Source organism: Haemophilus sputorum HK 2154, assembly GCF_000287615.1.
Taxonomy (GTDB): domain Bacteria; phylum Pseudomonadota; class Gammaproteobacteria; order Enterobacterales; family Pasteurellaceae; genus Haemophilus_A; species Haemophilus_A sputorum.
This window is the reverse complement of the sequence record NZ_ALJP01000009.1, coordinates 468,302-491,703: the sequence shown is the minus strand read 5'-3', so window position 1 is coordinate 491,703 and position 23,402 is coordinate 468,302. Positions and strand designations below refer to the sequence as shown.

The window sequence follows — 23,402 nt, the reverse complement described above, 5'->3', positions numbered from 1 at the left end:
CCGAACTTGGAATAAATTATGGCATTACTTGATATTCGTCATCTTAGCATTGAGATCAATACCCCAACTGGGCGCGTTAAAATGGTTGATAGAGTCAACCTCAGCCTAGATGTAGGAGAAATTTGTGGTTTAGTTGGAGAATCTGGCTCAGGCAAAAGTTTAATTGCAAAAGTCATTTGTGGCGTAGTGAAAGATGAATGGATTATTACCGCAGATCGTTTTCGCTTTAATGATATTGAATTGTTAAAACTCACACCGAATCAACGTCGGAAAGTCATTGGTAGTCAAATTGCTATGATTTTCCAAAATCCTTTATCAAGCCTTGATCCGAGTAAAACCATTGGAAAGCAGTTAATTCATGCCATTCAATTTAAGGGCAAATGGTGGCAACGCATTGGTTGGAAAAAACGTAGAGCGATTGAATTGTTACACCGCGTGGGGATTCGCGATCACAAAGATATTATGCATACTTATCCAGCAGATATTACGGAAGGTGAAGCACAGAAAGTGATGATTGCAATGGCGGTTGCAAACCAACCCCGTTTGTTAATCGCAGATGAACCGACTAATACGATGGAACCGACTACACAGTTGCAAATCTATCGCTTACTTTCAAGTATGAACCAGAATCTTGGTACTTCAATTTTGTTAGTGAGTAATGATATGCGTAGCATTCAGAACTGGGTTGATTCGTACAGCGTACTCTATTGTGGGCAAACGGTTGAAGCGGGAAGTAAAGAGGCTTTATTAACACAAGCCTATCATCCTTATACCTCGATTTTATTGCATAGTATTCCGGATTTTTCTCAGCCATTAAGCTTTAAAAGCCCCCTTAATACTTTACAGGGCACAATTCCGATGTTGCAAGAAATGCCAATGGGATGCCGATTAGGGCCCCGTTGTCCATTTGCACAAAAAAAATGTATTCAAAAACCGCTTTTACGTAAGCTAAAACAGCAAGAATTTGCTTGCCACTATCCAATTAACTTTAAAGAAGCAGGAAGCACTAAGAAAGTGGAATTTGAACCAATCGTTGTCGAAAAACAAGAATAACGGGAAATGGCTATTGCTTTAGTGATTTTCTCTGTTAATATCTGAGCGCCTAAGCTTTGTAAAAGTTTAGTAAAATATGACCGCTTTACATTCAAAATAAGGATAACAGCTATGAGCGATTTAAAACAGCAAGCGTTAGATTTTCATGAATTTCCTATTCCAGGCAAAATTTCTGTCACCCCAACCAAATCTTTAGAAACTCAGAAAGATTTAGCTTTGGCATACTCTCCAGGTGTTGCGGAGCCATGCTTGGAAATCGAAAAAGATCCTGCAAACGCTCGTCGTTACACAGCGCGAGGCAACCTCGTTGGTGTAATTTCAAACGGTACGGCTGTCTTGGGTTTAGGCAACATTGGTGCTTTAGCTTCAAAACCTGTTATGGAAGGTAAAGGTGTGTTATTGAAGAAATTTGCTGGCGTTGATGTGTTCGATATTGAAATTGATGAGCATGATCCAGAAAAATTAGTAGAAATTATCGCTTCATTAGAGCCTACTTTCGGCGGTATCAACTTAGAAGATATTAAAGCGCCAGAATGCTTCTATATCGAACGTAAATTACGTGAGCGCATGAACATTCCTGTATTCCACGATGACCAACATGGTACGGCAATTATCGTAGGGGCTGCAGTGTTAAATGGTTTAGAAGTCATTGGTAAAAAAATTGATGAAGTGCGTTTAGTGGTAAATGGTGCGGGTGCTTCGGCGATTGCATGTACCAACTTGCTTCGTTCATTAGGCGTCAAAAAAGAAAATATCACTATGTGTGATTCTAAAGGCGTTATTTATCAAGGTCGTGGTGACAAAATGGATGAAACCAAAGTCTTCTACGCGATTGAAGATAATGGCTGGCGTACCTTAGCAGATGCAATTGATGGTGCAGATGTATTCTTAGGCTGTTCAAAAGCAGGTGCATTAAAGCAAGATATGGTGAAAATGATGGCAAAAAGTCCATTGATTTTGGCACTAGCTAACCCTGTGCCTGAAATCACGCCTCAAGATGCAAAAGCAGTCCGTCCAGATGCTATTGTTTGCACAGGTCGTTCAGATTATCCAAACCAAGTAAATAATGTGTTATGTTTCCCATTCTTATTCCGTGGGGCATTAGATGTTGGTGCAACAACCATTAACGAAGAAATGAAAATGGCAGCAGCACATGCAATTGCTGATTTAGCGAAAGAAATGGTACCAACAGAAGTGATTGCAACTTATGGCCATCTTGAGTTTGGCGAAAATTATATTATCCCAACTCCATTTGATCCACGTTTATTAGTTAAAGTCTCATCTGCAGTGGCAAAATCAGCAATGGATACAGGTGTGGCAACGTTACCAATTAGTGATTGGGATGCTTACGCAAAACGTGTTAAATCTTTAGTTGCTTAATTAGTACTTTTAAAATGACAGAAAAGAGTAGAGGAATATTTCATTTACTCTTTTTTATTGCTTGCATTTTTGCCTTAAATCCGTAAAATACCGCTCGACATTTTGTCAAATTATTTTACGGAAATAGCTGGGTCGCCTGCTATTTTTTATTTTTTAACGGAATGAAAATTCCACTACTTATTAAAGAGTATTTAATATGTCATACAAATTTGAAGCTGAAGTTCGTACAGCGCAAGGTAAGGGTGCGAGCCGCCGCCTGCGTCACAATGGTCAAGTGCCTGCAATCATCTACGGTGGTGCAGCTGAGCCAGTATCAATCGTATTAAACCACGATAACGTAAACAACGCACAAGCACACGATTCATTCTACAATGAAGTGTTAACTATCGTTGTTGCTGGTAAAGAAGAAAAAGTGAAAGTACAAGCGATTCAACGCCACCCAACTAAACCAAAATTAGTTCACTTAGACTTTAAACGCGTATAATTGCTTGAGATAATTTCTCTAAACAAATGAAAATGCCTTGGTTGATAAACCAAGGCATTTTTTATTCACTTTTCGTTTATTCACTTTTCGCTTCTTCTGATTTTATTTCATCAGTTTCAGACTGAGTGTTTAGAATTTCGGCAGTTTCTTCATTCAGTGCTTCAGCATTAGCATGAGGCTTAATGAATGGTTTTGGTGTCCAATATTTTTTGACGATTTCATTAGAAAAACCGTGTAATACCTCTTCATTTAAGCGTTCTTGATCGAGAGCACGCACTTGTGTAATCACTTCATCTGCCTCAACTGGATCGATACCTAACTGCATTAAGGTTGCATGACTAAGTGTAAGAGCGGATTCAAAAGTTTCTCGTACAATAAAGTTCACATCCTGTTTAATAAGCCCTACCGTTGTTTGACGGTCGTAGGTTCGCGCGAGGATTGGTAGTTTTGGATAAGCTTCGCGTAATTGTTCTACAATCGCTTCAATGCGAGTTGTATTGTTTATACCCAGTACGACACATTTTGCTTTTTCGATGCCTGCAGCGTGTAACACATCTAGGCGAATACCATCACCATAGTAAACTTTAAAACCGAATTTTGCTGCCGCACGAATGTTTTCAATGTTACGGTCGATTACCGACACGTTGATGCCTCGAATTAACAAGGTTTGACAAACGATTTGGCTAAAGCGTCCGAAACCAATTACCACAACGCTATCTTCTAAATCAACAATCGGATCCAATTCACTGGTATCTGGTTGTGAAGGATGTTTACTTTCTGAACGCATGACTAATTTACGCGTAATTTGCGTAATAAGCGGAGAGAATAGCATCGAAAGAATCACTGTTGCGGTAAAGATCGCTTTCTGATGTTCAGTCATCACGCCTGCGCCAAAAGCGGTAGAAAATAATACGAATGCAAATTCACCACCGTGTGCTAAGAGTGACATACGTCCTATTGCTTCACGATGATTTAAGCGGGTAAGGCGAGCGACTAAATAAACGGCTAATCCTTTACCAAAAATATAAAGGCAGACGATGCCCAGTAGGGATAATAGATTATGATAGACTAGGGTTAAATCTAACGACATCCCCACGCCCATAAAAAATAGCCCGAGCAATAATCCACGGAAGGGTTCGATATCTGCTTCTAATTGGTGGCGGAAAGAAGATTCTGAAAGCATTACACCTGCTACGAATGCGCCCATAGCCATAGACAGTCCACCAAGTTCCATAGCAAGAGCAGCTCCTAATACAACTAATAATGCTGCAGCGGTCATCATTTCACGAATACGCGCTTTTGAAATAAGACGGAATAATGGGTTCATTAACCATTTACCAGAAACAATAAGGCCAACTACAGCAGCAAGTGCAATACCAATAGAGGTCCAGTCAGTGTGTTCTGGCACGTCCGGTTTATTAGGTACTAAAAAGGCAATAGAAGCCAATAAAGGAACAATCGCAAGATCTTCAAAGATTAAGGTTGAAATAACGCGTTGTCCTTTTGGCGTACTTGTAATACCACGTTCTTCCAATGCTTGCATCACAATTGCAGTAGAGGAAAGTGTAAAGCCCATGCCCGAAATAAAAGCTACTTCTTTTGGCAGTTCTAAAATATAGATACCAGCAAATGTGAGGAGTGCACCACAAAGACCAACTTGTAAAAAGCCTCGGCCAAAAATAGCTTTACGCATTGTCCATAAGCGTTCAGGATGCATTTCCAAACCGATAATAAACAGGAACATGACCACACCAAGCTCGGCAAGATGCACGACGGCATCAGGATCTTGGATTACCCCTAAAACAGAAGGGCCAATTAAACAGCCGGTAATTAAATAGCCTAATACGCTACCTAATCCAAGGCGTTTAAATAAAGGAACGATAGTCACGCTGGAGGCCAGCAAAATGACAACTTTAATCAGCTCAGGACTTGTTGTGGACATAATGTTCTCTTAATGATGAAATGGTTTTAAATGCTTTTATTGTAACCTTTTCATGCGAAATTAACTATCAATAAATCACCTTTTATTGCTTAAACAAGCGGTCAAATTTAGTAAATTTTTTACAAATCGTGATAGTCTGGTAAAGGCAATGTAATTTCTACTCGTAAACCCGAATCAAATTGCTGACTTTGCTTCAATACAAGCTTTCCTCCATATTGTTGTACAATTTCATTGGCAATCGCTAGTCCCAGACCTGATCCAGTTTGTTGCGTGCCGAGAATTCGATAAAACGGATCGAGCACACGCTGACGCTCCTCTTCTGGAATACCTTCACCATCATCTTCTACCACAATCTGAATATTTGTGTCATCTTTTGTTGCCGCCAAATCAATTTGGCTTCCATTAGGCGTATAACGAATTGCGTTATCGAGTAAGGTTTTTATGAGTAAATAGAAATGCGTCGGATTGCCTTCAATTAAGATGCTTTCTGAGGTAACGACGCCAATATCTTGCGATTTCTCTAGTGCAAGCGGAAGTAAATCTTCAATGGGTTGCTTAAAGATCGTTTGCAAATCAAATTGTTCCATCGATTGCGGAGATTGATTCTGTATGCGCGCCAAAGAAAGTAGCTGCTCAAGTAAGTTGCGACTGCGTTGAATCCCTTGTTGAACTTGGGCAACTTGTTTCTGTGCATCTAATGGCAAATTTAGGGCGCTAAGCTGCTCAATTTGTAAAGAAAGTGCTGTCATAGGACTTCTTAATTCATGTGATGCATCAGCAATAAAGCGTTTTTGTTGCTGAATAAAATCATCAGTGCGTGCAAGCAGACTGTTAATTTCTAAGACAAACCCTTTAACTTCACTGGGAATTTTATCTGTCGGTAGCGGGGTTAGATCTTGCCCATGTCGTTTTTCTACTTTTCGTGAAAGGTTATCAACTGGCTTCATTGCATAACGAACAATAATGATCGTGAGTAAAATGACTAACGGAAAGAGAATCAGTAGTGGCACAATACTTTTCCAAGCATGTTCAAGAGCGACCGATTCACGATATTCATTTTCTTGGGTAATAATAATTTTACCTTCTGGCGTATTGCGTACATAAGTTCTAAAAATTGCCTCTGGAGGCGCTGATGGATAAGGTTGAGTTGACTTATTTTTCGGATTGAACTTATGATATTTTTTCCCTTCTTTTTTTAAGGTATGAAAACCATCTTCCATTTGCGTAGGAAAATCAGGTGGTACATTAAGATTAGCAAGTGGATGACGTTCATAATGCACAAAAATTCGCGCATTACGATGTGGTGGCGGAAATGTTGGTGGTGGTTGATTAGCATTAACCAAATTAGAAAGTTGCATCAACATTTCATCTTGTTGATCGTTTGCATCTTGATAATTTTTATAAAATGAAATACCACCCACAACTAGGGCTACAAAAGTAAACAACCCTGTAAATGCTAATGTGAGTTTAAATTGAATGGATTTTTGCATGGTTATTCCTGTTTCGCGACTAGCCAACCTACACCGCGTACATTTTTGATGTGTTCTTTCCCTATTTTTTTCCGTAAGCCATGAATGAGAAAATCAATGGCATTACTTTCCACTTCATCGCCCCATGCATAAAGTTTATCTTCTAAATCTGCTCGAGAGTGAATAATGCCGGGACGAGTCATTAAGGCTTGTAAAATAGCAAATTCTTTGTTGCTCAGAGAAATCGGGTGGGGATTTTCAAGTAAGGTTACTTGATAGTTATTGGGATCAAGCGTCATGCTGCCATTAGTCAACTGTGGCATACTTTGTCCACTTTGACGGCGTAAAACTGCACGAATTCTGGCTAATAATTCAGATAAATCAAACGGTTTAATAATGTAGTCATCTGCACCACCATCTAAACCACTTAAACGGCTTTCTAAATCATCACGAGCAGTGACGATCAATACAGGAGTATTATTTTTATTTTGGCGTAAATGACGTAGAACAGTTAGTCCATCTTGTCCTGGGAGCCCTAAATCTAATAAAACTAAATCATATTGTTGGCTATTGAGCGCCGTTTCAGCTGTTCGCCCATTATTTACCCAATCAACGGCATAACGAGCATTTTTAAGCCCAAGTGAGATTGCTTCAGCAATCATTTGATCATCTTCAACTAATAAAATTCGCATAATCGGTTCAAAAAAAGAAAGGGAAGACTATCATAACGTAAATTTCTCAAATAGAAACCGCACAATGATGTGCGGTTCTCATGATTACTGCGCTGTCGCTTCAGAAGTCGCTTTATCAGCAGGTTTCTCAAATGGAGGTTGAGACATTGAATGTGGATGTTGACCTTTGTTCTGATATTCTCCTTTTCGTGAATGACCATCTTGATTTGAGTGTTTACCTTTTCTCGAATGTTCACCAAAATGAGCATGCTCGCCTTTATCATGCGACATTCCTGCCATACCATGTGGAGGCATTGGTGCATCAATTGTTTTACCGCTTTGTGCATCAATAGCCATCACAAAGGTTTGACCATCATTTGCTGTTTCAATCAGATAAAAAGATTTATCCGCCTTCCCTTTAAAGTCTGCTTCCGCGACTTTCGCATGGGTTTTGTTTTCTGCAATTTCAATCGCTTGCGCAAGTGAAATTTTGAGTTCAGTATTTTCAGCCGGAACACGTAAGTGTTTTGGTGCTTTGCTTTCTGAACCTAAAATTTCACCGCTTGTCGCATCAACATCTACAATTTGGATTTGTTGATTATCAAGAAAATCAATACGGAAATAACCTTTTCCATATTTTTCTTGAATAAAGCGAAGCGCTTTTACTTTCGCTGCGTTACCTACTTTAGCTTGTGCAGTGGAAAGTGCTTGTGAGGCACTAACCGTTGCTTTGTTCAACGCTTGTTGAGCTTCAGGTGGAATCGCGTGTGCGATATTCACCATACCCAAAGCCACTGCGCTGGCAAGTAAAGTAGAAAGGACAGTTTTTGCTGTTGTTTTCATGGTATTCTCCTTGTTGTATAGAATTCAGTCAAAGGGTCATTCCCTTTGATGAATTGCATTTTAAAGAAGAAAAATTAGCGAAAAATTAGCAAACTAAAAAATTGAACAGGATATAAAGAAAAACCGACAATATGTCGGTTTCTTTAGTTAAACAAGCGGTGTGATTTTCACGGAAATTTGCAATTTCGTTGAAAAACTGACCATTATTTTATTAGTGAATTGAGAAATAATGCATATAAATCTCTTGCCAGCTTAAACCATGATAGAAATGGTAATATGGATGAAATATTGTTTCAGTTTTATATTTTTTTATCCAAGGTTTTCTATCAGTGATATAGTGAATTATATAAGGTGATTCAATCACTAGCGGTAAAAATGTAAACTCATAGTGTGCTTGAACATTATAACGAACATCAATTCTTAGCCAGCGATTAAATAGAACAAAGTTCAGAATATCTTGATCGGCATAGAGTACATCTGGATAGTATAGTGCGATGGCAAATAGTTTACTCGTTATATTTTCTTCTCGACATTTCACTAAATCCCATAAGATTACGCCAGCATTAAAATAAGGTTTAAAATTTTCGCCGCCTTGGTAAGAAATACATGATGCTAATTCTTTGGGCGTATTTAAAATATACCAGTGAGGCGAGTTTTCACTTGATAAATTATAGTCATCAATCGCCGCAATTGGGTATTCTTTCATATCGACATGAAATAAATTGGATAATGATGCATTTACAATAATATCGCTATCTAAATAAAGCACTCGTTCTTCATGAATCAATTCTGGAATTAAGAAACGAGCATAAGTGAGTTCATTAACGTGTTTTAATTTATTAGGCAGTTGTTTTATGATTTCATTGATAGTTAATGAGTTTAGCATTATTGTTTGGTTTAAGTGCGCAATAGCTGGATTAGCCTCATTTAACCAAATAGGTGAAAGTTGATTGTTAAACTTCGCAATATTTTGCGCTTGTGTAACCAACCAATCTTCCGGAATATCAGTATGAATAATATAGATATGCACCTGAGTGTTATGGTAACAAATAGATTTTAATAACGTTTCAAGTGGTTCGAGGTAGTTTTTATCCGCACAGAGTGCAATATTGATTTTATTCATTATTTATCTTGATCGCGTAAAATTTCAGCCATTAAAGCAAAACTAATGTGGCAGTACCCATTTGGATTTTTATCAAGATAGTCTTGGTGATAGGTTTCTGCAGGGAAATATTGTGCAAGCGGTAAGTTTTCTACCATAATTGGCGATTCATAATGATTTTGTAACGAATCTAAGGCTGCTTGGATGACAGGCTGATCTTGAACATCAACATAATAAACGCCTGTACGATATTGCACGCCAACATCTTCCCCTTGTTGATTGAGGGTAGTTGGGTCAATAATTTGGAAAAAATAGTTAAGTAATTTCGGCAAGCCAATTTGAGCATCGTCATAAATAATTTTGACCACTTCAGCGTGCCCACTGCCCGCACACACTTCTTGATAGCTTGGCGCTTCAGTAGAGCCATTAGCATAACCACTTTCTACATCTAATACGCCATGCACTTTTTTAAAAAATGCTTCGGTTCCCCAAAAACAACCTGCCCCAAAATAAATTTCTTTTTGCATAATTCACCTGATGTTTGATAAAAAACTGACGGAATTTAACCGCTTGTTCAATAATAAAGAAGTATAGCATAAAGCCGAATAATCAGAGAATGGGATAGCGCGATTCATCTAGACTTAGTAAAAAATTTGTAAAATATGACCGCTTGTATTGCATGAAAACCTAGAGTAGGATTGTCGCCGTATTTCTAAATAAAACAAATTTTACTGATGAAACATAAGAAAAAATTACTTACTTTCGTAGGACTTGTCGCATTTGCTACCTATTGGTTTTATCCACCCACTTATCCGGTATATCCGAAAAGCGATCATTATGATCCTGACACACAAACTTTCTATAATGCAGAACCTCAACGGGCACCCACAGATGTTGCTAGCGCACTTTGGAAAATGACATTTAATGAAAAAGATTTCCACCCGAAACAACCATTACCAACGGTTAAACCAGATTGGGACGCATTGTTAGCACCCGCTGAACAGAGTCGGTTTATGTGGTTTGGGCATTCCACGCTGCTTATGCGGATTGGCAATCAAACTATCATCACTGATCCGCTTTTTGGAAAAAGTGCCTCTCCTGTGCCAATTATGATGCACCGCTTTCAACCACCTGTGGCAGAAATTGAAGCATTACCGCCTATAGATGTTGTGCTGCTTTCACATAGCCATTACGATCACTTAGAACAAGAAAGTATAGAAAAATTGGCGAAAACGCAAAGCCATTTTGTGGTTTCTTTAGGAATGGGTGTGATGTTACAAAAGTGGGGAGTCGATGCTGCTCGCATCACGGAATTAGACTGGTGGCAAAGCACAGAACGCAATGGCGTAAAGTACACAGCATTGCCCGCAAGACATGATTCGAGCCGTAGCCTATTTGATAAGAATAAAGCATTGTGGTCTGGTTTTTTAATTGAGCATCAGCGGGGTCAAAACGAAGAACGTTTTTACTACCATGGCGATTCCTCTCAAGGTAAACATTTTGATGAAATTGCCAGCCGTGTTGGCAAAATTGATATTGCGTTTATTGAGAATGGACAATATAACGAAAGATGGCCAGATAACCATCTTTTCCCAGAACAAACTGCGCAATTAGCTGCAAAACTACAACCAACGAGATTTATGCCGATTCATTGGGGAGCTTATCCGCTTGCTTTGCACACTTGGAATGAACCTGTGCTTAAAAGCGTGCCAATGGCAAGAGCATTAGGCGTAAACCCACTAACGCCATTATTAGGGCAAGTATTTGATGTCAATACAAAAACGGAAGATTGGTTTAGTGCATTGGAATAGCATTGGTAAATTATATAAAAAATCACCCGCTTGTTGGCGGGTGATTTCATTTTATTTGGCGTTTTTCTTTGCCCATTCTAAGAAGCGTTGCTGAGTCTCTTTATCTGCTTTGCTAAAGAGTAGTTGTAGCTCTTCTTCTTTAATATTATTGGTGCTGACAATCATTTGTCCTTTTGCTTCAATGGCTGCATTCGTAAATGCTGGAATAGCGGCTACACCTTTCCCTGCATTATATTTCGCTAAATTTTCTTCCACGCGGCTATTTGGCGCAAACCCTTCGCCTTTTAAGAAATCTTGGTTAAAGGTAATGTTTTTACCTGAAGCGGTTTTAATTTCAAAAGTTGGGGCATTTTTGAATTTTTCTGCAGCAGCTTTATTACGTAAGGTTGGTGCAACAATTTCAATGTTTTCGTTTGAACCTTGGAAGCTCAATACAATTGGATTGGTCGCATAATAGTTACCATCAACAATATCGCCAGCGGCAATCACAACTTGGTGCTGTTTTTCATCATTGATTTGTGGCGTTTGCCCCATTTTTACGCGTAAGCCATCAAAGGCAAGAATTTCTACATTACTAGATGCAGTTAAATTTCCTGCCCAAGTGGTCGAGACGGCAAATAATGCACCAATGGCTACGGCAAATTGACTTAATTTCATATAAATGTCCTCTTGTTGAGAATAAATGCAAAAAACTTGGGTCTATGCTATGCTAATTTTCAACAAATAGAAATAATTTTATTATCACACCACAGATTTTGTGGGAAAATATAGACATTTTTTACACAGAGAAACAATTTATGAGCGAAGATAATTCATCGAATTCAGTATCAGAAAAAACAGAACGAAAACCTTTTTTACAGTCGTTATTGGGCGGACTCTTTCAATCTGAACCTAAAAATCGTGAAGATTTAGTGGAAGTGATCCGTGATTCTGCAGATAACGAGTTGATTGATAGTGACACGAAAGAAATGATTGAAGGGGTGATGGAAATCTCAGAACTTCGCGTTCGAGATATTATGATTCCGCGCTCTCAAATTGTTTTTATTGATGCAAATTTACCGTTGGAAGCTTGTGTCGATCAAATTATCTATTCTGCGCATTCACGTTTTCCTGTTTTACAAGAAGAAGGTAAAGATACGATTGCGGGTATTTTATTAGCAAAAGATTTGTTGAAGTTTTTGCGTAGCGATGCAGAACCATTCGATTTGCAATCGATTCTTCGCCCAGCGGTAATTGTGCCAGAATCTAAGCGATTAGATCGTATGTTAAAAGAATTCCGTTCTGAGCGTTTTCATATGGCGATTGTCGTCGATGAGTTTGGTGCAGTGTCTGGTTTAGTGACCATTGAAGATATTCTAGAACAAATAGTTGGTGATATTGATGATGAGTTTGATGAAGAAACGGAAGAACCGATTCGTCAACTTTCTCGCCATACTTACACCGTATTAGCATTAACTGATATTGAGAAGTTTAACGAAACTTTTGCAACCAATTTTACAGATGAAGAAGTGGATACTATTGGCGGTGTTGTGACGCAAGCCTGCGGGCATTTGCCAGAGTATGGTGAGCAAATTGAACTAGAAGGTATTCAATTTAAAGTAACTTCTGCAGATAGTCGCCGTTTAGTCAGATTCCGAGTAACGGTTTCTGATGAACAATTAGAAAAAATGGAAAACAACACAGAAAACCATGATTGATTTGGTAAAAAAATCCACAAAAATCACCGCTTGTCTTGTGAGCTTTTTGCTTGGGGCAAGCGGTGTACTTGCTTATTCGCCCTTTGATTTTTGGGCAATGGCTTATGTTTCTGCAGCCGGCTTGTTAGGCTGCGTGATGATTTCGCCAAGACGCACAGCGCTTTTGGCTGTGTTTTGCTGGTCTATTGGCTATTTCAGTGTAGGGGTAAATTGGATTCATGTTAGCATGATTCAATTTGGTGGCGTGCCGGAAATGGTTAGCTACTTAGCCGTGTTGTTATTGGCCTCTTATTTGGCATTGTATAATTTACTGTTTGTCTATTTAGCTAAACGTTTTTCTCTGACAAACCCTTTGGCATTGGCCTCGCTATTTACGTTTACCGAATATTTACGCGGTGTGATGTTCACAGGTTTCCCATGGTTACAATTTGGTTATAGCCAAATTGATTCACCGTTTTTTGCAATCGCGCAGATTTTTGGTGTAGAAGGCTTAACTTTTTTTGTAATAACGGTAACGGCTTGTTTATTGCAAATAGGGCGTGTACTGATTAAACAAAAAAGAATAGATTGGCTGCAATTAGGCAGTATTGCATTTGTAGTAGTGCTTGCTTTCGGGTCAAAATCATTGACTCATTTGCAAAAAGATCCGCAAAAAGCACCGCTTGTTGTTAGCCTAGTGCAAGGTAATATTGCTCAGCAGATAAAATGGGATCCTGACTATTTTGCACAAACGGTACAAACTTATTACCGATTAGTCGCGCCCCTATTAGGTAAAAGCGACGTGGTTATTTTACCTGAATCTGCCATTCCGGCTTTAGAATCGGATATTCAACCGATTATGCAGAGTTTTGATGCTGCAGGCAGTGAAAAAAATAGCGAGATTATTATCGGCACTTTATATCAAGATGCTAATCAAGAGATGTTTAATAGCGCATTAGTGCTTGGGAATAAGCAAGGTGCGTATCAAATGTTTGAAAGCACGAGATACAAAAAACATCACTTAGTGCCATTTGGCGAATATGTGCCTTTTGGATCTTTGCTAGATTGGATGCGAGAAGTATTTATCTTACCAATTAATTTATCTCAAGGTGAATATGTTCAGCCCGCTATGCTAGCAAAGAATTATCGTTTTAATATGGCGATCTGTTATGAGATTATTTTCGGTGATCAGGTACAGAAAAATCAACTTTCGCAGCAATCTGATTATCTATTAACAATTACTAACGATGCATGGTTTGGTGCATCTATTGGGCCATGGCAACATTTTCAGATGGCAAGAATGCGGGCGCTAGAATTAGGTAAACCGCTACTTCGTGCGGCTAATACGGGTATTACTGCTTGGGTAGATGAGCAAGGTAAAGTTATTTCTCAATTACCACAATTTGAAGAAGGGGTATTAACTGAGTCAGTTTCAGCGGTAATAGGAGAAACATTATTTAGCCGTTATGGTAATATGCCACTTTATTTAATCAGTTTATTTTTATTGGCTTTAGCCTTAGTAAAACAACGATCCAGTAAGGGATCTCAATAAAAAATTATAAATTTTCAAACATTTTTTTACTGCTGTTGTGAACTTTTCTTGTAACCAACACACTAACGAGGTGTAAGATGAATGGAACACATAAGCGTCAATTTAGGAGAGCGCAAATTCATGAGTGAGCAGGTAACCGATCAAGAATTGGTTGAACGAGCACAAAAAGGTGATAAAAAGGCATTTAATTTACTCGTTGTTCGCTATCAAAATAGAGTAGCAGGATTGCTAACTCGTTATGTCGCACGCGATGATATTCCTGATATTGTTCAAGAGTCTTTTATTAAGGCTTATCGTTCATTAGACTCTTTCCGAGGGGAAAGTGCATTTTATACATGGCTTTATCGTATTGCCGTGAATACCGCAAAAAACCATTTAACCTCTTTAGGGCGTCGCCCGCCAAGAGAAGATATTTTGGCGGAAGATGCTGAAAGTTATGAGGTTGGCACACAGCTTCGTGAAGCAGATACACCTGAGAATTTGGTGTTATCGGATGAATTAAAGCGTGTCGTATTTGAAACCATCGAAAGTTTACCTGAAGAACTAAAACGCGCGATTACCTTACGCGAATTAGAAGGGTTAAGCTATGAGGAAATTGCAGAAGAAATGCAATGTCCGGTGGGTACAGTTCGTTCTCGAATTTTTAGAGCAAGAGAGGCGATTGATGCAAAAGTCAATCCGCTTATTAATCAAGGTTAAGTGCTGCATTAAGCCAGCAAAAATTGAAAGTAAATTTGGAGTTATTTATGCAACAAAATGAACGCCTTTCGGCTTATATGGATGGAGAAGAAACTGGTTTTGCACAAGAACTTGTTAAATCTTCAGACTTACAGCAAAAATGGGCAAGCTATCATGCAATTCGCAATGTAATGCAAGGCGAAGAGATGATTTTAGGTGCAGATTTCTCAGAAAAAATGGCTGCTTTAATTGAAGAAGAAACGATTGAAGCGAAACCAAGAGGTTTATTGGTTAAATTAAAACGTTGGAGTGTGCCACTGATGCAAGCTGGTATTGCAGCTTCGGTTTGTTTAGTTGCTGTATTTGGCGTGAATTATGTTAATCAACAAAATGAAATGGCAAATGCTACTCCAGCATTAGTAACTGAACCATTTAGTAATGGTGTTGAAGCAGTAAGTTATAATGCACCAGCAAAAGACTTAGCAACGCCAGAAAAATTAGCGCAACAAGAACAACGCGTTCAAATGATAATGAATAATCAATCAATTGAACCAACTCGTACTGCACAACATGCTGAATTAAGTAATGAGGAAAAGGCGAAAGCTCAAACCTCCGCAAATCAACCTGTTGAACAACCGCAAAAATAAACGAGAAAGATTATATATGTTTAAAAGCTACTCTATTGAGTAGCTTTTTTTATGGATATTTTCGGTTATTAGCGAAATATTCTGGAAAGTTTGGTAAAATTAACCAATTTTTTGAATGGATTTAGCCATCAAGGAGTAAGCGGATGTTAGTCGAGATAGCCACAGTTGTGCATTATGAAAATGGCATTGCGCAAGTTCAATGTTCTGCTAAAAGTGCTTGTGGTAGCTGTGCTGCACAAAAAGGTTGTGGAACAAAAGCGTTATCTGCTCTTGCTGGTGAAAAAACTGCCCCTCAATTTGAATTAACCGTAAATGAGCCATTAAAACCTGGTGATCGTATCGAGCTAGGTTTGTCGGAAACGACGTTGCTTAATGGCGTTATGTGGATTTATGGTGTGCCTCTGCTGGTGTTAATTCTCTCTGCAATAATTTTTTCTGCTGTATTTAAGAATGAGCTAGCAGTTGCAAGTTGTATGTTAATTTCGACCGTTTGCGCTTTCTGGGGCGTTAAAAAAAGAATAAATCATAAACAGCAGGCAAACATTACGCCTGTTTTTTTAGGAAAAGTGTCTTAGGAGCACAGTAATGGATAAAATTTGGTTTGATAATTATCCGCCGGGCGCGGAAAAAACTATTGATGTAAACCAATATGAATCGTTAGTTGAGTTATTTGAGCAGGCAGTTCGTCGCCACCCAGATATTCCAGCATATATCAATATGGGAAAAGTTTTAACTTTTCGTAAATTAGAAGAGCGTAGTCGAGCATTTGCGGCTTATTTACAAAATGAATTACGTTTAGAAAAAGGCGATCGTATCGCCTTAATGATGCCGAATTTATTGCAATATCCGATAGCCTTATTTGGCGCATTACGTGCAGGTTTAGTTGTGGTAAATGTTAATCCACTTTATACGCCACGTGAATTAGCTCATCAACTTAACGACAGTGGTGCAAAAGCCATTGTAATCATTTCTAACTTCGCTGCGACACTAGAAAAAGTCGTGTTTGAAACAGGTATTCAGCACGTTATTTTAACTCGTATGGGTGACCAACTTTCTTTCGGTAAACGCACTCTAGTTAATTTTGTCGTAAAATATATCAAAAAATTAGTACCGAAATATAAACTTCCACACGCAGTAAGCTTTCGTGAGGCATTAAGTATTGGTAAACAACGCCAATATGTTAAACCTCAACTACAATCAAGTGATCTCGCTTTCTTACAATATACTGGCGGTACAACAGGCGTTGCAAAAGGTGCAATGCTAAGCCATGCCAACATTGTCGCTAACATTGCTCAAGCTAAATGGGTAGGAGAACCATTACTTAGAGGCGTAAAAGATGGCGTCGCGGTGATTCCACTGCCTTTGTATCATATTTTTGCTTTAACAATTAACTGCCTATTATTTATTGAGTTAGGTATTACGGGCTTATTGATTACCAACCCGCGCGATATTCCAAGTTTTATTAAAGAGCTGAAAAGATACCGTTGTGTGGCGATTACAGGTGTAAATACGCTATTTAACGCGCTATTAAATAATGAACATTTTAAAGAAGTGGATTTTTCATCTCTTCGATTAAGCGTAGGTGGTGGTGCCTCTATTCAAAGTGCCGTAGCAAAACGTTGGTTTGATACAACGGGTTCTCATATTATTGAAGGATATGGAATGACAGAATGTTCGCCAATCATTGCAGCTGCGAGAAATGATGCAACTGAGCATAATGGCTCAATTGGTGTGCCAGTGCCGAATACGGATATTCGTATTGTGGATGAACAAGGTAATGATGTGCCGTTAGGCGAGCGTGGCGAATTGTGGGTTAAAGGCCCGCAAGTGATGCAAGGCTATTGGAACCGACCAGAAGATAGTGCCGAAGTGTTAACTGATGGTTGGATGGCAACCGGTGATATTGTTGTGATGGGTGAAGATCTGAATTTACGTATTGTCGATCGTAAAAAGGATATGATTATTGTCTCTGGCTTTAATGTTTATCCGAACGAAATTGAAGATGTGGTTGCGCATAATCCGAAAGTGGGTGAAGTGGTAGCGATTGGTGTGCCGCATCCTGTTTCTGGCGAAACGGTTAAGATTTTCGTGACTAAAAAAGATGAAAGTTTAACCCGAGAAGAATTACGTAATTATTGTCGTCAATATTTAACGGGTTATAAAATTCCGAAAGATATTGAATTTAGAGATGAATTACCAAAAACTAACGTAGGTAAAATTTTACGCCGAGTTTTACGTGATGAAGAGATCGCAAAACTCAATTCAACCAAATAAAAGGAGTCAAATATGAAAATTGTTGAGGTAAAACACCCGCTTGTTCAACATAAATTAGGGTTAATGCGTGCAGCAGACATTAGCACTAAAGATTTCCGTGAATTAGCGACAGAAGTAGGTAGCTTGTTAACTTATGAAGCAACTAAAGATTTGGAAACCGAATTAGTAGAAATTGATGGTTGGTGTGGCAAGGTTGCGGTGAATCGTATCAAAGGCAAAAAAGTGACTGTGGTACCAATTTTACGTGCAGGTCTTGGAATGATGGATGGGGTGTTAGAGCATATTCCAAGCGCGCGTATTAGCGTAGTGGGTATCTACCGTGATGAAGAAACTTTGCAACCAGTTCCATATTTCAAAAAATTAGCTAACGATGTGGAAGAGCGTTTAGCCATTATCGTAGATCCGATGTTAGCAACTGGCGGTTCGATGATTGCTACTATTGATTTGCTTAAAGATGCAGGTTGTAAGCATATTAAAGTATTGGTGTTAGTGGCAGCGCCTGAAGGGATTGAAGCATTAAAAAATTCACATCCAGATATTGAGCTTTATACCGCATCAATCGATAGCCACTTAAATGAACACGGCTATATTGTTCCTGGTTTAGGTGATGCAGGCGATAAAATCTTCGGAACAAAATAATTCTTCCTGATAGCAAGCGGTCAGATTTTGTGATGAATTTGCAAAAAATTCGGCATAGTAGACAAAATAGTTGCTAAAAAGTGGCTTAAAGCCTTATAGTACAAGGCTTTAAGCCCTATTTTTGAAATATGAACAAAAAACTGTCCATTTTGCCAAAGTGCAAGAATAAAGAAACATGGTAAGCAAAATAATGCCCAACGTTATTTTTGTAATCAATGCCATAAAACATTTATCCTAAAAAACAAATTAGATCCTATTAAAATTTGGGCTGATTACACCTCTGGAAAACAAACCTATCAACAGCTCGCGATAAAATATCAGTGTTCAGTTAGAACCATACGACGATATATTGATAAAGCCCCTAAAACATCTTTAAATCAGCCTAAAAATCGATACCTTAATATCATTATGGATACGACCTTTTTTCATCGTTATTCTGGTGTTTTAGTGATGATGGATTCAAAAACAGATAAAGTCGTTTCATATCATTTTGTAAGGACGGAAAAAGATATCTACTATAAACTTGCATTAAATAGATTAAGAGAAAAAGGCTATATAATTCAATCAATTACTTGTGATGGTAGGCGAGGTCTAATGAAAGAGCTATTTAATACTCCTGTGCAGATGTGTCAGTTTCATATGGTCTCGATTGTGATGCGAAAATTAAGGAAAAAACATCAGTCACAAGCGGGTAAAGAATTGAAAATAATTGCGAAATCATTGGTAAAAAGTTCAAAAAATGACTTTTATCGTCGTTTATATGCTTGGTTTATAAAGCATGAGGATTTTTTAAAAGAAAGAAGTGATAAAGGAAATGAAAAAGGCTATTTTCCTTATAAACATAGAAATGTAAGAGGGGCTTATGCCAGTTTGAAGTATTATATGAATTATTTATTTACCTTTGAAAAGCATACTGAAATGAATATAGAAAATACAACAAATAGGCTAGAGGGATTATTTAAATATCTAAAGCGTCAATTAAATAATCATAATGGATTAACGAAAAAACGTAAAGTTATGTTTATAAAGGATTTTTTAAATAAAAAGAGTTGCTAATATTTTAAAAAATAAACATTAGCAACTGTTTTGTCCACATGGCATAGATTTTGACGGATTAGCAACTATTTTGTCTACTATGCCAAAAATTCTAAAAATCTGACCGCTTGTGAAATATCATCTCAGTTTTCAAGCTTTTTCCAATTCTGCCATTGCTTTACAATCTGCGGCTTGATGATCATCTTCGGTAATTAAACTTTGTAGGAAATGTTTAATTTCGGTCAGTTCGGCAATTTTTTCCTCAACCGAAACCAAACGCTTCGCCAACATGCTATCCACTTCGCAATGTTGAGACTGCTGAGTTTTCAATGCATTAAAATACTTAATTTCGGCCAAACTAAAATCTAACGTTCGGCAGGTTTTAATAAATTTTAATTGCTTCAAACTGGCTTCATCATAATCTCGATAACCATTTGCCAGCCGTTTAGGCTCCGGCATTAAACCCATTTTTTCATAATAACGAATGGTTTCTAAATGAATACCGCTTTGTTTGCTGAGTTCGTGAATCTTCATTTTTTTAAAATCAAGCCTTGACCTTGTAGTTCCTACGGACTTTATACTTTACCTCAAGTTAATTAAAAACACAATGAGGAGCATTATGTCCGACCACCGTTCCCATGAACATCATGACCATTCATCTCATGAACATATTCCACAAGATAAAAAAATCTTAGCGCTCAGTTTTGCCATCATTACCGGCTTTATGGTTGCCGAATTTGTTGGCGGCTATTGGTTTAACAGTTTGGCACTCATGGCTGATGCGGGACACATGGCAAATGATAGCTTATCGTTATTTTTAGCCTTGTTAGCGTTGTTTCTATCCGCTCAAAAACAACGATACATTGCCCTACTTAATAGCGGCTCATTGATTGTTGTGGCATTGATGATTTTAGTTGAAGCGATTCAACGCTGGCAAAATCCCATCGAGATGATAGCATTACCGATGCTTGGGGTGGCATCTTTAGGATTATTGGTAAATCTTCTCGTTGCAAAGATGATGTTGAACAGTGATCATGATAATCTCAATATCAAAGCGGCTTATCTGCATGTACTAACCGATTTATTTGGCTCCATTATTGCCATTCTTTCGGGACTAAGCGCCTATTTTATGGGATGGTTATGGGTTGATTCACTAGCAAGTATGATATTAAGTATTCTGGTATTAAAAAGCGGGATTGGTACATTCCGTTTAGCATTAAAAAATAAGGTGGGATAACCCCACCTTAGATTGATAGATGATTATTTGGCTTCAAAAACCAAAATCGTATCTCAGTTTTGCATTTTCATATTCCGTTTACTATCTGTAATCCCTCGACCAAGACTTTGCCTACATTTAAAAACTTATGTAACTAAGGTTGCTAAAATGATTTGTTCTGGTGCCACCTTAACCCAAACTGCTTGTCCTACTTGCCAAAATGAGCCGTTTTTTAAGCTTGCACAAAGTATTGTGTCACTGCCTTCTGGCTTGAGCAATACCTCTTCTGGCGAAATAGAAATAATCGTAGCAGGGAACTGATTAGCAATATTTTCTTCAGCTTTATCCTGAATGTTTAACCATGGGGCTTTAAACATAGCGACGACTTCTTTGCCTAAAGATAGGCCTAAACGTTCTGCACTACGCGAGGTAATAGACACTTGTAATGGGTGAGAGAGTTCAGCAATAGAAACTTCTACCAAACAATAGTTGGCTTTTAACGCTAGTTTACTCACTTTACCCACAAATTGATTACGAGCACTACTTTGCAGAGAGAATTTATTCGTGGCAGCAAGCAAGCTATCAAGTGGAATAGATTCATCTTGTAGAATTTCAAAAGCATGCGCCTGCGTTTTTTCAAGTAAATCATAGAGTTGTAACAGGCGTTTTGCGTAGGGAGTTAATGACGTCCCACCCCCATTTTTCCCACCAATATTTCTTTCTAACAGTGGTTTTGGGCTAATGTTATTCATGGCTTCTAGATGATCCCATGCGCTTTTATAACTCACTTGAGCATTCTTTGCTGCTTGGTTAATTGAACCACAAGCCTGAATTTCTTTAAGCAATCGAATGCGTTTGGGGTCAATAAAGAGCGCATTCTGCAATTTTATGGTAAGTAGGATTTCTGCTAAGGTCGTCATAGTCTTTCTATGTTTAGGAAAAAATCATTCTCATTTTAGCTTAAAAATGCAGGGTTTTTCCATGTCGTTTTTGTCTTTCAGAGGATAATTGCAAAGTTAATTTTGTAAATTATAGCTTTACACTTTAAAATTTGTTGCAAAGTGAAAATTTTTTCGTTAAATTAAGCTCAAGTATCCGATAATCTCACTAGGAATAATGCTTATGTCTATTTCAACATTTTTAGGAAATACTAAAGCACAAATAAAAAGTGCTGTATCTACACATCCGATTGAAATTTTTCTAATTAGTGCATTTGCAATTGGAATTTGGTTTATGGAATTAGGGACTCATAAAGGTGAACATTTGGCTTATTGGGTATTTGAGCCAATGTTATTTATCTTTGTTTATCTCTCTCGCCCATATTCTTGGTATCGTTTTTCATGGATTGTGCCATTAGTGGCGATCGCTATTATTGGGATGACTAATGATAATGCTGATTTTTATCTCACGAGCTCAAAATTTTGGGGCGCAAGTTTTATTGCGTTACTGGTGTTATTAGGTTTCCCATTTGAAAAAAATAATAAAGGGTTTACCTACCGTAATTTTACCAATCTATTCCATCTTGGCTTAGCGACAATGGTATGGTTGTTGGTGTTTGGATTAGTCGCGGCTATTTTATTTACGATTACAACACTCTTTAATGTCGAGTTTTCTGATAGCTTCTACCAGCATTTTTATACTTCTTTAGGCATTTTTACTCAGCCACTCTTTTTCTTAGTATTCGAACAACGCCAAGCTAAATCGGAAATGACGTTAGATCGCATTTCTGAAATTTTAGTTAATTTCGTATTAGCATCAGCATTGATGATTTTCACGGTGTTGCTTTATGCTTATGTTGTGCGAATTATTTTTGAAGGCGTATTACCAAAAGGGATGTTGGCGAATATTACCTTGCCTTATTTGCTTGGCGGTTTAGGTGTATATGCACTACGTTCTATTTGTGCTAAAGCCCGTTGGGAAACTTTCTTTAAGTTCTATCCATATCTTGCTATTGTGCCAATCGTGTTGTTATGGTTGGCGATTGATCGCCGTATTAGTGCCTATGCTTGGACTGAACCACGAATTTATTTAGTGGCCTTGGCTACCGCGATTACGATTGCTTATGCGATCCTGATTGTGCCAAAAGCACGTCAATACCGCCTGATTTCTGGGGTTGTCATGGTGGCAATTTTTGCTATGACTTGGATTGTTAAACCACAAGAAATTGCTTACCAAAGCCAAACCGTGCGTTTTGAACAGTTATTGAAAAAACTTAATTTATCAGATGGTTCAGGCAAAATTCGTGATGATGTAGATTTTGTCGAACGTTTAGAGAATATGCCGAAAAGCGATCTTAAAGATTGGGATGAATTAGATAAAGTATCAGATTATTTGCTTTATCGAATGGAGATTAAATCTTATGGAGAACCTCCTTTCGAAGAAAGAAAAGAGGCATTTAAGCAGAAATATGGCAAAAAATCCGAAGAACTTTTTACATTCTACATTTATGGTGATGAGATTCGCTTCAATGATGAAAGTATTAGCACCCCAGAAAATAATTTTATTACTAAAGTTACATTTGAATGGGAATCGATTGATGTGACTTCGTATAAAAAATGGATTCGAGTGCCGACATATTCATTCTATCGTCTAGAGCCTCGGGCTTATATGAAATCTGATGAAAGCGAGGATAAACAAGAAGAGAAACAAGAGGTTTGTTTTATTGAAGATCACGACAGATATTGTACCAATATGGATGAACATATTCATAAAGTATTCAAAGAACATCAGCTAGACCCGATGAAAAGAATTTCTAAAACTGAGCTTGAATCACTTAGTCAAGATTTATTAAAAATTGATGGACCAAGCTTTACGATTTATTTAAGTGAGCTTGAAGTGAAATTTAGACCAGAAAGCGGTTATTACTATAATCGAACATATACAAAAGCTATTTTTGATAAGTAGCCGTAAATTTAAAACGCTGTGATGTT

Annotated in this window: 22 protein-coding genes and 1 pseudogene; 14 read left to right on the top strand and 9 right to left on the bottom strand. The window is 37.9% G+C overall.

Annotated elements, in window-relative coordinates:
* Nucleotides 1-18 precede the first annotated feature (18 nt).
* The 3 genes from HMPREF1128_RS04830 to rplY all read left to right on the top strand — a co-directional run bounded on the left by HMPREF1128_RS04830 (nt 19) and on the right by rplY (nt 2,917).
* Entirely contained in the window at nt 19-1,053 is a 1,035-nt protein-coding gene (locus HMPREF1128_RS04830) for a peptide ABC transporter ATP-binding protein (protein WP_007524400.1), read from the top strand.
* Between the two features lie 111 nt (nt 1,054-1,164).
* Nucleotides 1,165-2,433 (top strand): malic enzyme, encoded by a 1,269-nt coding sequence (locus HMPREF1128_RS04825; RefSeq protein ID WP_007525384.1) that lies wholly within the window; start codon nt 1,165-1,167, stop codon nt 2,431-2,433.
* A gap of 196 nt (nt 2,434-2,629) precedes the next feature.
* Nucleotides 2,630-2,917, top strand: a complete 288-nt coding sequence (rplY, locus tag HMPREF1128_RS04820; protein WP_007525204.1) for a 50S ribosomal protein L25 — start codon at nt 2,630-2,632, stop codon at nt 2,915-2,917.
* A gap of 76 nt (nt 2,918-2,993) precedes the next feature.
* Here rplY and HMPREF1128_RS04815 read toward each other — a convergent pair whose 3' ends face one another.
* From HMPREF1128_RS04815 to msrA, 6 genes are all read right to left on the bottom strand, one after another.
* A complete protein-coding gene (locus HMPREF1128_RS04815; protein WP_007525082.1) occupies nt 2,994-4,859 on the bottom strand; it encodes a monovalent cation:proton antiporter-2 (CPA2) family protein in 1,866 nt (621 codons plus the stop codon).
* A 119-nt stretch (nt 4,860-4,978) separates the two neighbouring features.
* Entirely contained in the window at nt 4,979-6,349 is a 1,371-nt protein-coding gene (locus HMPREF1128_RS04810) for an ATP-binding protein (RefSeq protein WP_007525093.1), read from the bottom strand.
* Nucleotides 6,350-6,351: 2 nt separating this feature from the next.
* Nucleotides 6,352-7,020, bottom strand: a complete 669-nt coding sequence (locus HMPREF1128_RS04805) for a response regulator (protein WP_007524863.1) — start codon at nt 7,018-7,020, stop codon at nt 6,352-6,354.
* A gap of 84 nt (nt 7,021-7,104) precedes the next feature.
* Nucleotides 7,105-7,842 carry a PepSY domain-containing protein gene (locus HMPREF1128_RS04800; protein ID WP_007524737.1) on the bottom strand — a complete coding sequence of 246 codons (738 nt, stop codon included), beginning with the start codon at nt 7,840-7,842 and terminating at the stop codon, nt 7,105-7,107.
* Nucleotides 7,843-8,053: 211 nt separating this feature from the next.
* Nucleotides 8,054-8,965, bottom strand: coding sequence for a glycosyltransferase family 8 protein (locus tag HMPREF1128_RS04795; protein ID WP_007524242.1), 912 nt, complete (start codon nt 8,963-8,965; stop codon nt 8,054-8,056).
* Entirely contained in the window at nt 8,965-9,471 is a 507-nt protein-coding gene (gene msrA, locus HMPREF1128_RS04790; protein WP_007525436.1) for a peptide-methionine (S)-S-oxide reductase MsrA, read from the bottom strand. Before msrA ends, HMPREF1128_RS04795 begins: the two co-directional genes overlap by 1 nt.
* Before the next feature lie 207 nt (nt 9,472-9,678).
* Between msrA and HMPREF1128_RS04785 the strand changes: the two genes are divergently transcribed.
* Nucleotides 9,679-10,755, top strand: coding sequence for an MBL fold metallo-hydrolase (locus HMPREF1128_RS04785; RefSeq protein ID WP_007525299.1), 1,077 nt, complete (start codon nt 9,679-9,681; stop codon nt 10,753-10,755).
* A gap of 51 nt (nt 10,756-10,806) precedes the next feature.
* Here HMPREF1128_RS04785 and HMPREF1128_RS04780 read toward each other — a convergent pair whose 3' ends face one another.
* Complete coding sequence (locus tag HMPREF1128_RS04780; protein WP_007524923.1) at nt 10,807-11,412, bottom strand: DUF2057 family protein; 606 nt, start codon at nt 11,410-11,412, stop codon at nt 10,807-10,809.
* A gap of 140 nt (nt 11,413-11,552) precedes the next feature.
* Here HMPREF1128_RS04780 and corC point away from each other — a divergent pair, with 140 nt between their 5' ends.
* From corC to HMPREF1128_RS04740, 8 genes and pseudogenes are all read left to right on the top strand, one after another.
* Complete coding sequence (gene corC / locus HMPREF1128_RS04775; protein WP_007525165.1) at nt 11,553-12,452, top strand: CNNM family magnesium/cobalt transport protein CorC; 900 nt, start codon at nt 11,553-11,555, stop codon at nt 12,450-12,452.
* Entirely contained in the window at nt 12,448-13,983 is a 1,536-nt protein-coding gene (gene lnt, locus HMPREF1128_RS04770; RefSeq protein ID WP_029495031.1) for an apolipoprotein N-acyltransferase, read from the top strand. The genes corC and lnt overlap by 5 nt, the downstream gene beginning before the upstream one ends.
* Before the next feature lie 120 nt (nt 13,984-14,103).
* The gene (rpoE, locus tag HMPREF1128_RS04765) at nt 14,104-14,682 is read left to right on the top strand and encodes an RNA polymerase sigma factor RpoE (protein ID WP_007524522.1); all 579 of its coding nucleotides are present in this window, start codon (nt 14,104-14,106) and stop codon (nt 14,680-14,682) included.
* Nucleotides 14,683-14,729: 47 nt separating this feature from the next.
* Entirely contained in the window at nt 14,730-15,308 is a 579-nt protein-coding gene (locus HMPREF1128_RS04760) for a sigma-E factor negative regulatory protein (protein ID WP_007524595.1), read from the top strand.
* A gap of 143 nt (nt 15,309-15,451) precedes the next feature.
* Nucleotides 15,452-15,883, top strand: coding sequence for a SoxR reducing system RseC family protein (locus tag HMPREF1128_RS04755; protein ID WP_007524005.1), 432 nt, complete (start codon nt 15,452-15,454; stop codon nt 15,881-15,883).
* 10 nt (nt 15,884-15,893) lie between these two features.
* Nucleotides 15,894-17,582 carry a long-chain-fatty-acid--CoA ligase FadD gene (fadD, locus tag HMPREF1128_RS04750; RefSeq protein WP_007524367.1) on the top strand — a complete coding sequence of 563 codons (1,689 nt, stop codon included), beginning with the start codon at nt 15,894-15,896 and terminating at the stop codon, nt 17,580-17,582.
* 12 nt (nt 17,583-17,594) lie between these two features.
* Nucleotides 17,595-18,221, top strand: a complete 627-nt coding sequence (gene upp, locus HMPREF1128_RS04745; protein WP_007524132.1) for a uracil phosphoribosyltransferase — start codon at nt 17,595-17,597, stop codon at nt 18,219-18,221.
* A gap of 150 nt (nt 18,222-18,371) precedes the next feature.
* A pseudogene (locus HMPREF1128_RS04740) lies at nt 18,372-19,277 on the top strand (IS256 family transposase, variant Zn-binding type); the annotation flags it as partial.
* 129 nt (nt 19,278-19,406) lie between these two features.
* On the opposite strand, the gene HMPREF1128_RS04735 reads toward HMPREF1128_RS04740, so the two are convergent.
* On the bottom strand, nt 19,407-19,790 hold the full coding sequence (locus HMPREF1128_RS04735; protein ID WP_007524922.1) for a MerR family transcriptional regulator: 384 nt from the start codon (nt 19,788-19,790) through the stop codon (nt 19,407-19,409).
* A gap of 85 nt (nt 19,791-19,875) precedes the next feature.
* Between HMPREF1128_RS04735 and HMPREF1128_RS04730 the strand changes: the two genes are divergently transcribed.
* Nucleotides 19,876-20,493 (top strand): cation diffusion facilitator family transporter, encoded by a 618-nt coding sequence (locus HMPREF1128_RS04730; protein WP_007524750.1) that lies wholly within the window; start codon nt 19,876-19,878, stop codon nt 20,491-20,493.
* Between the two features lie 125 nt (nt 20,494-20,618).
* Here HMPREF1128_RS04730 and HMPREF1128_RS04725 read toward each other — a convergent pair whose 3' ends face one another.
* Entirely contained in the window at nt 20,619-21,392 is a 774-nt protein-coding gene (locus HMPREF1128_RS04725; protein ID WP_007525248.1) for a TOBE domain-containing protein, read from the bottom strand.
* Between the two features lie 202 nt (nt 21,393-21,594).
* On the opposite strand from HMPREF1128_RS04725, the gene HMPREF1128_RS04720 reads away from it, so the two are divergent.
* Nucleotides 21,595-23,376: a DUF4153 domain-containing protein gene (locus HMPREF1128_RS04720; protein WP_007525066.1), complete on the top strand. Its 1,782-nt coding sequence runs from the start codon at nt 21,595-21,597 to the stop codon at nt 23,374-23,376.
* Nucleotides 23,377-23,402: the final 26 nt, after the last annotated feature.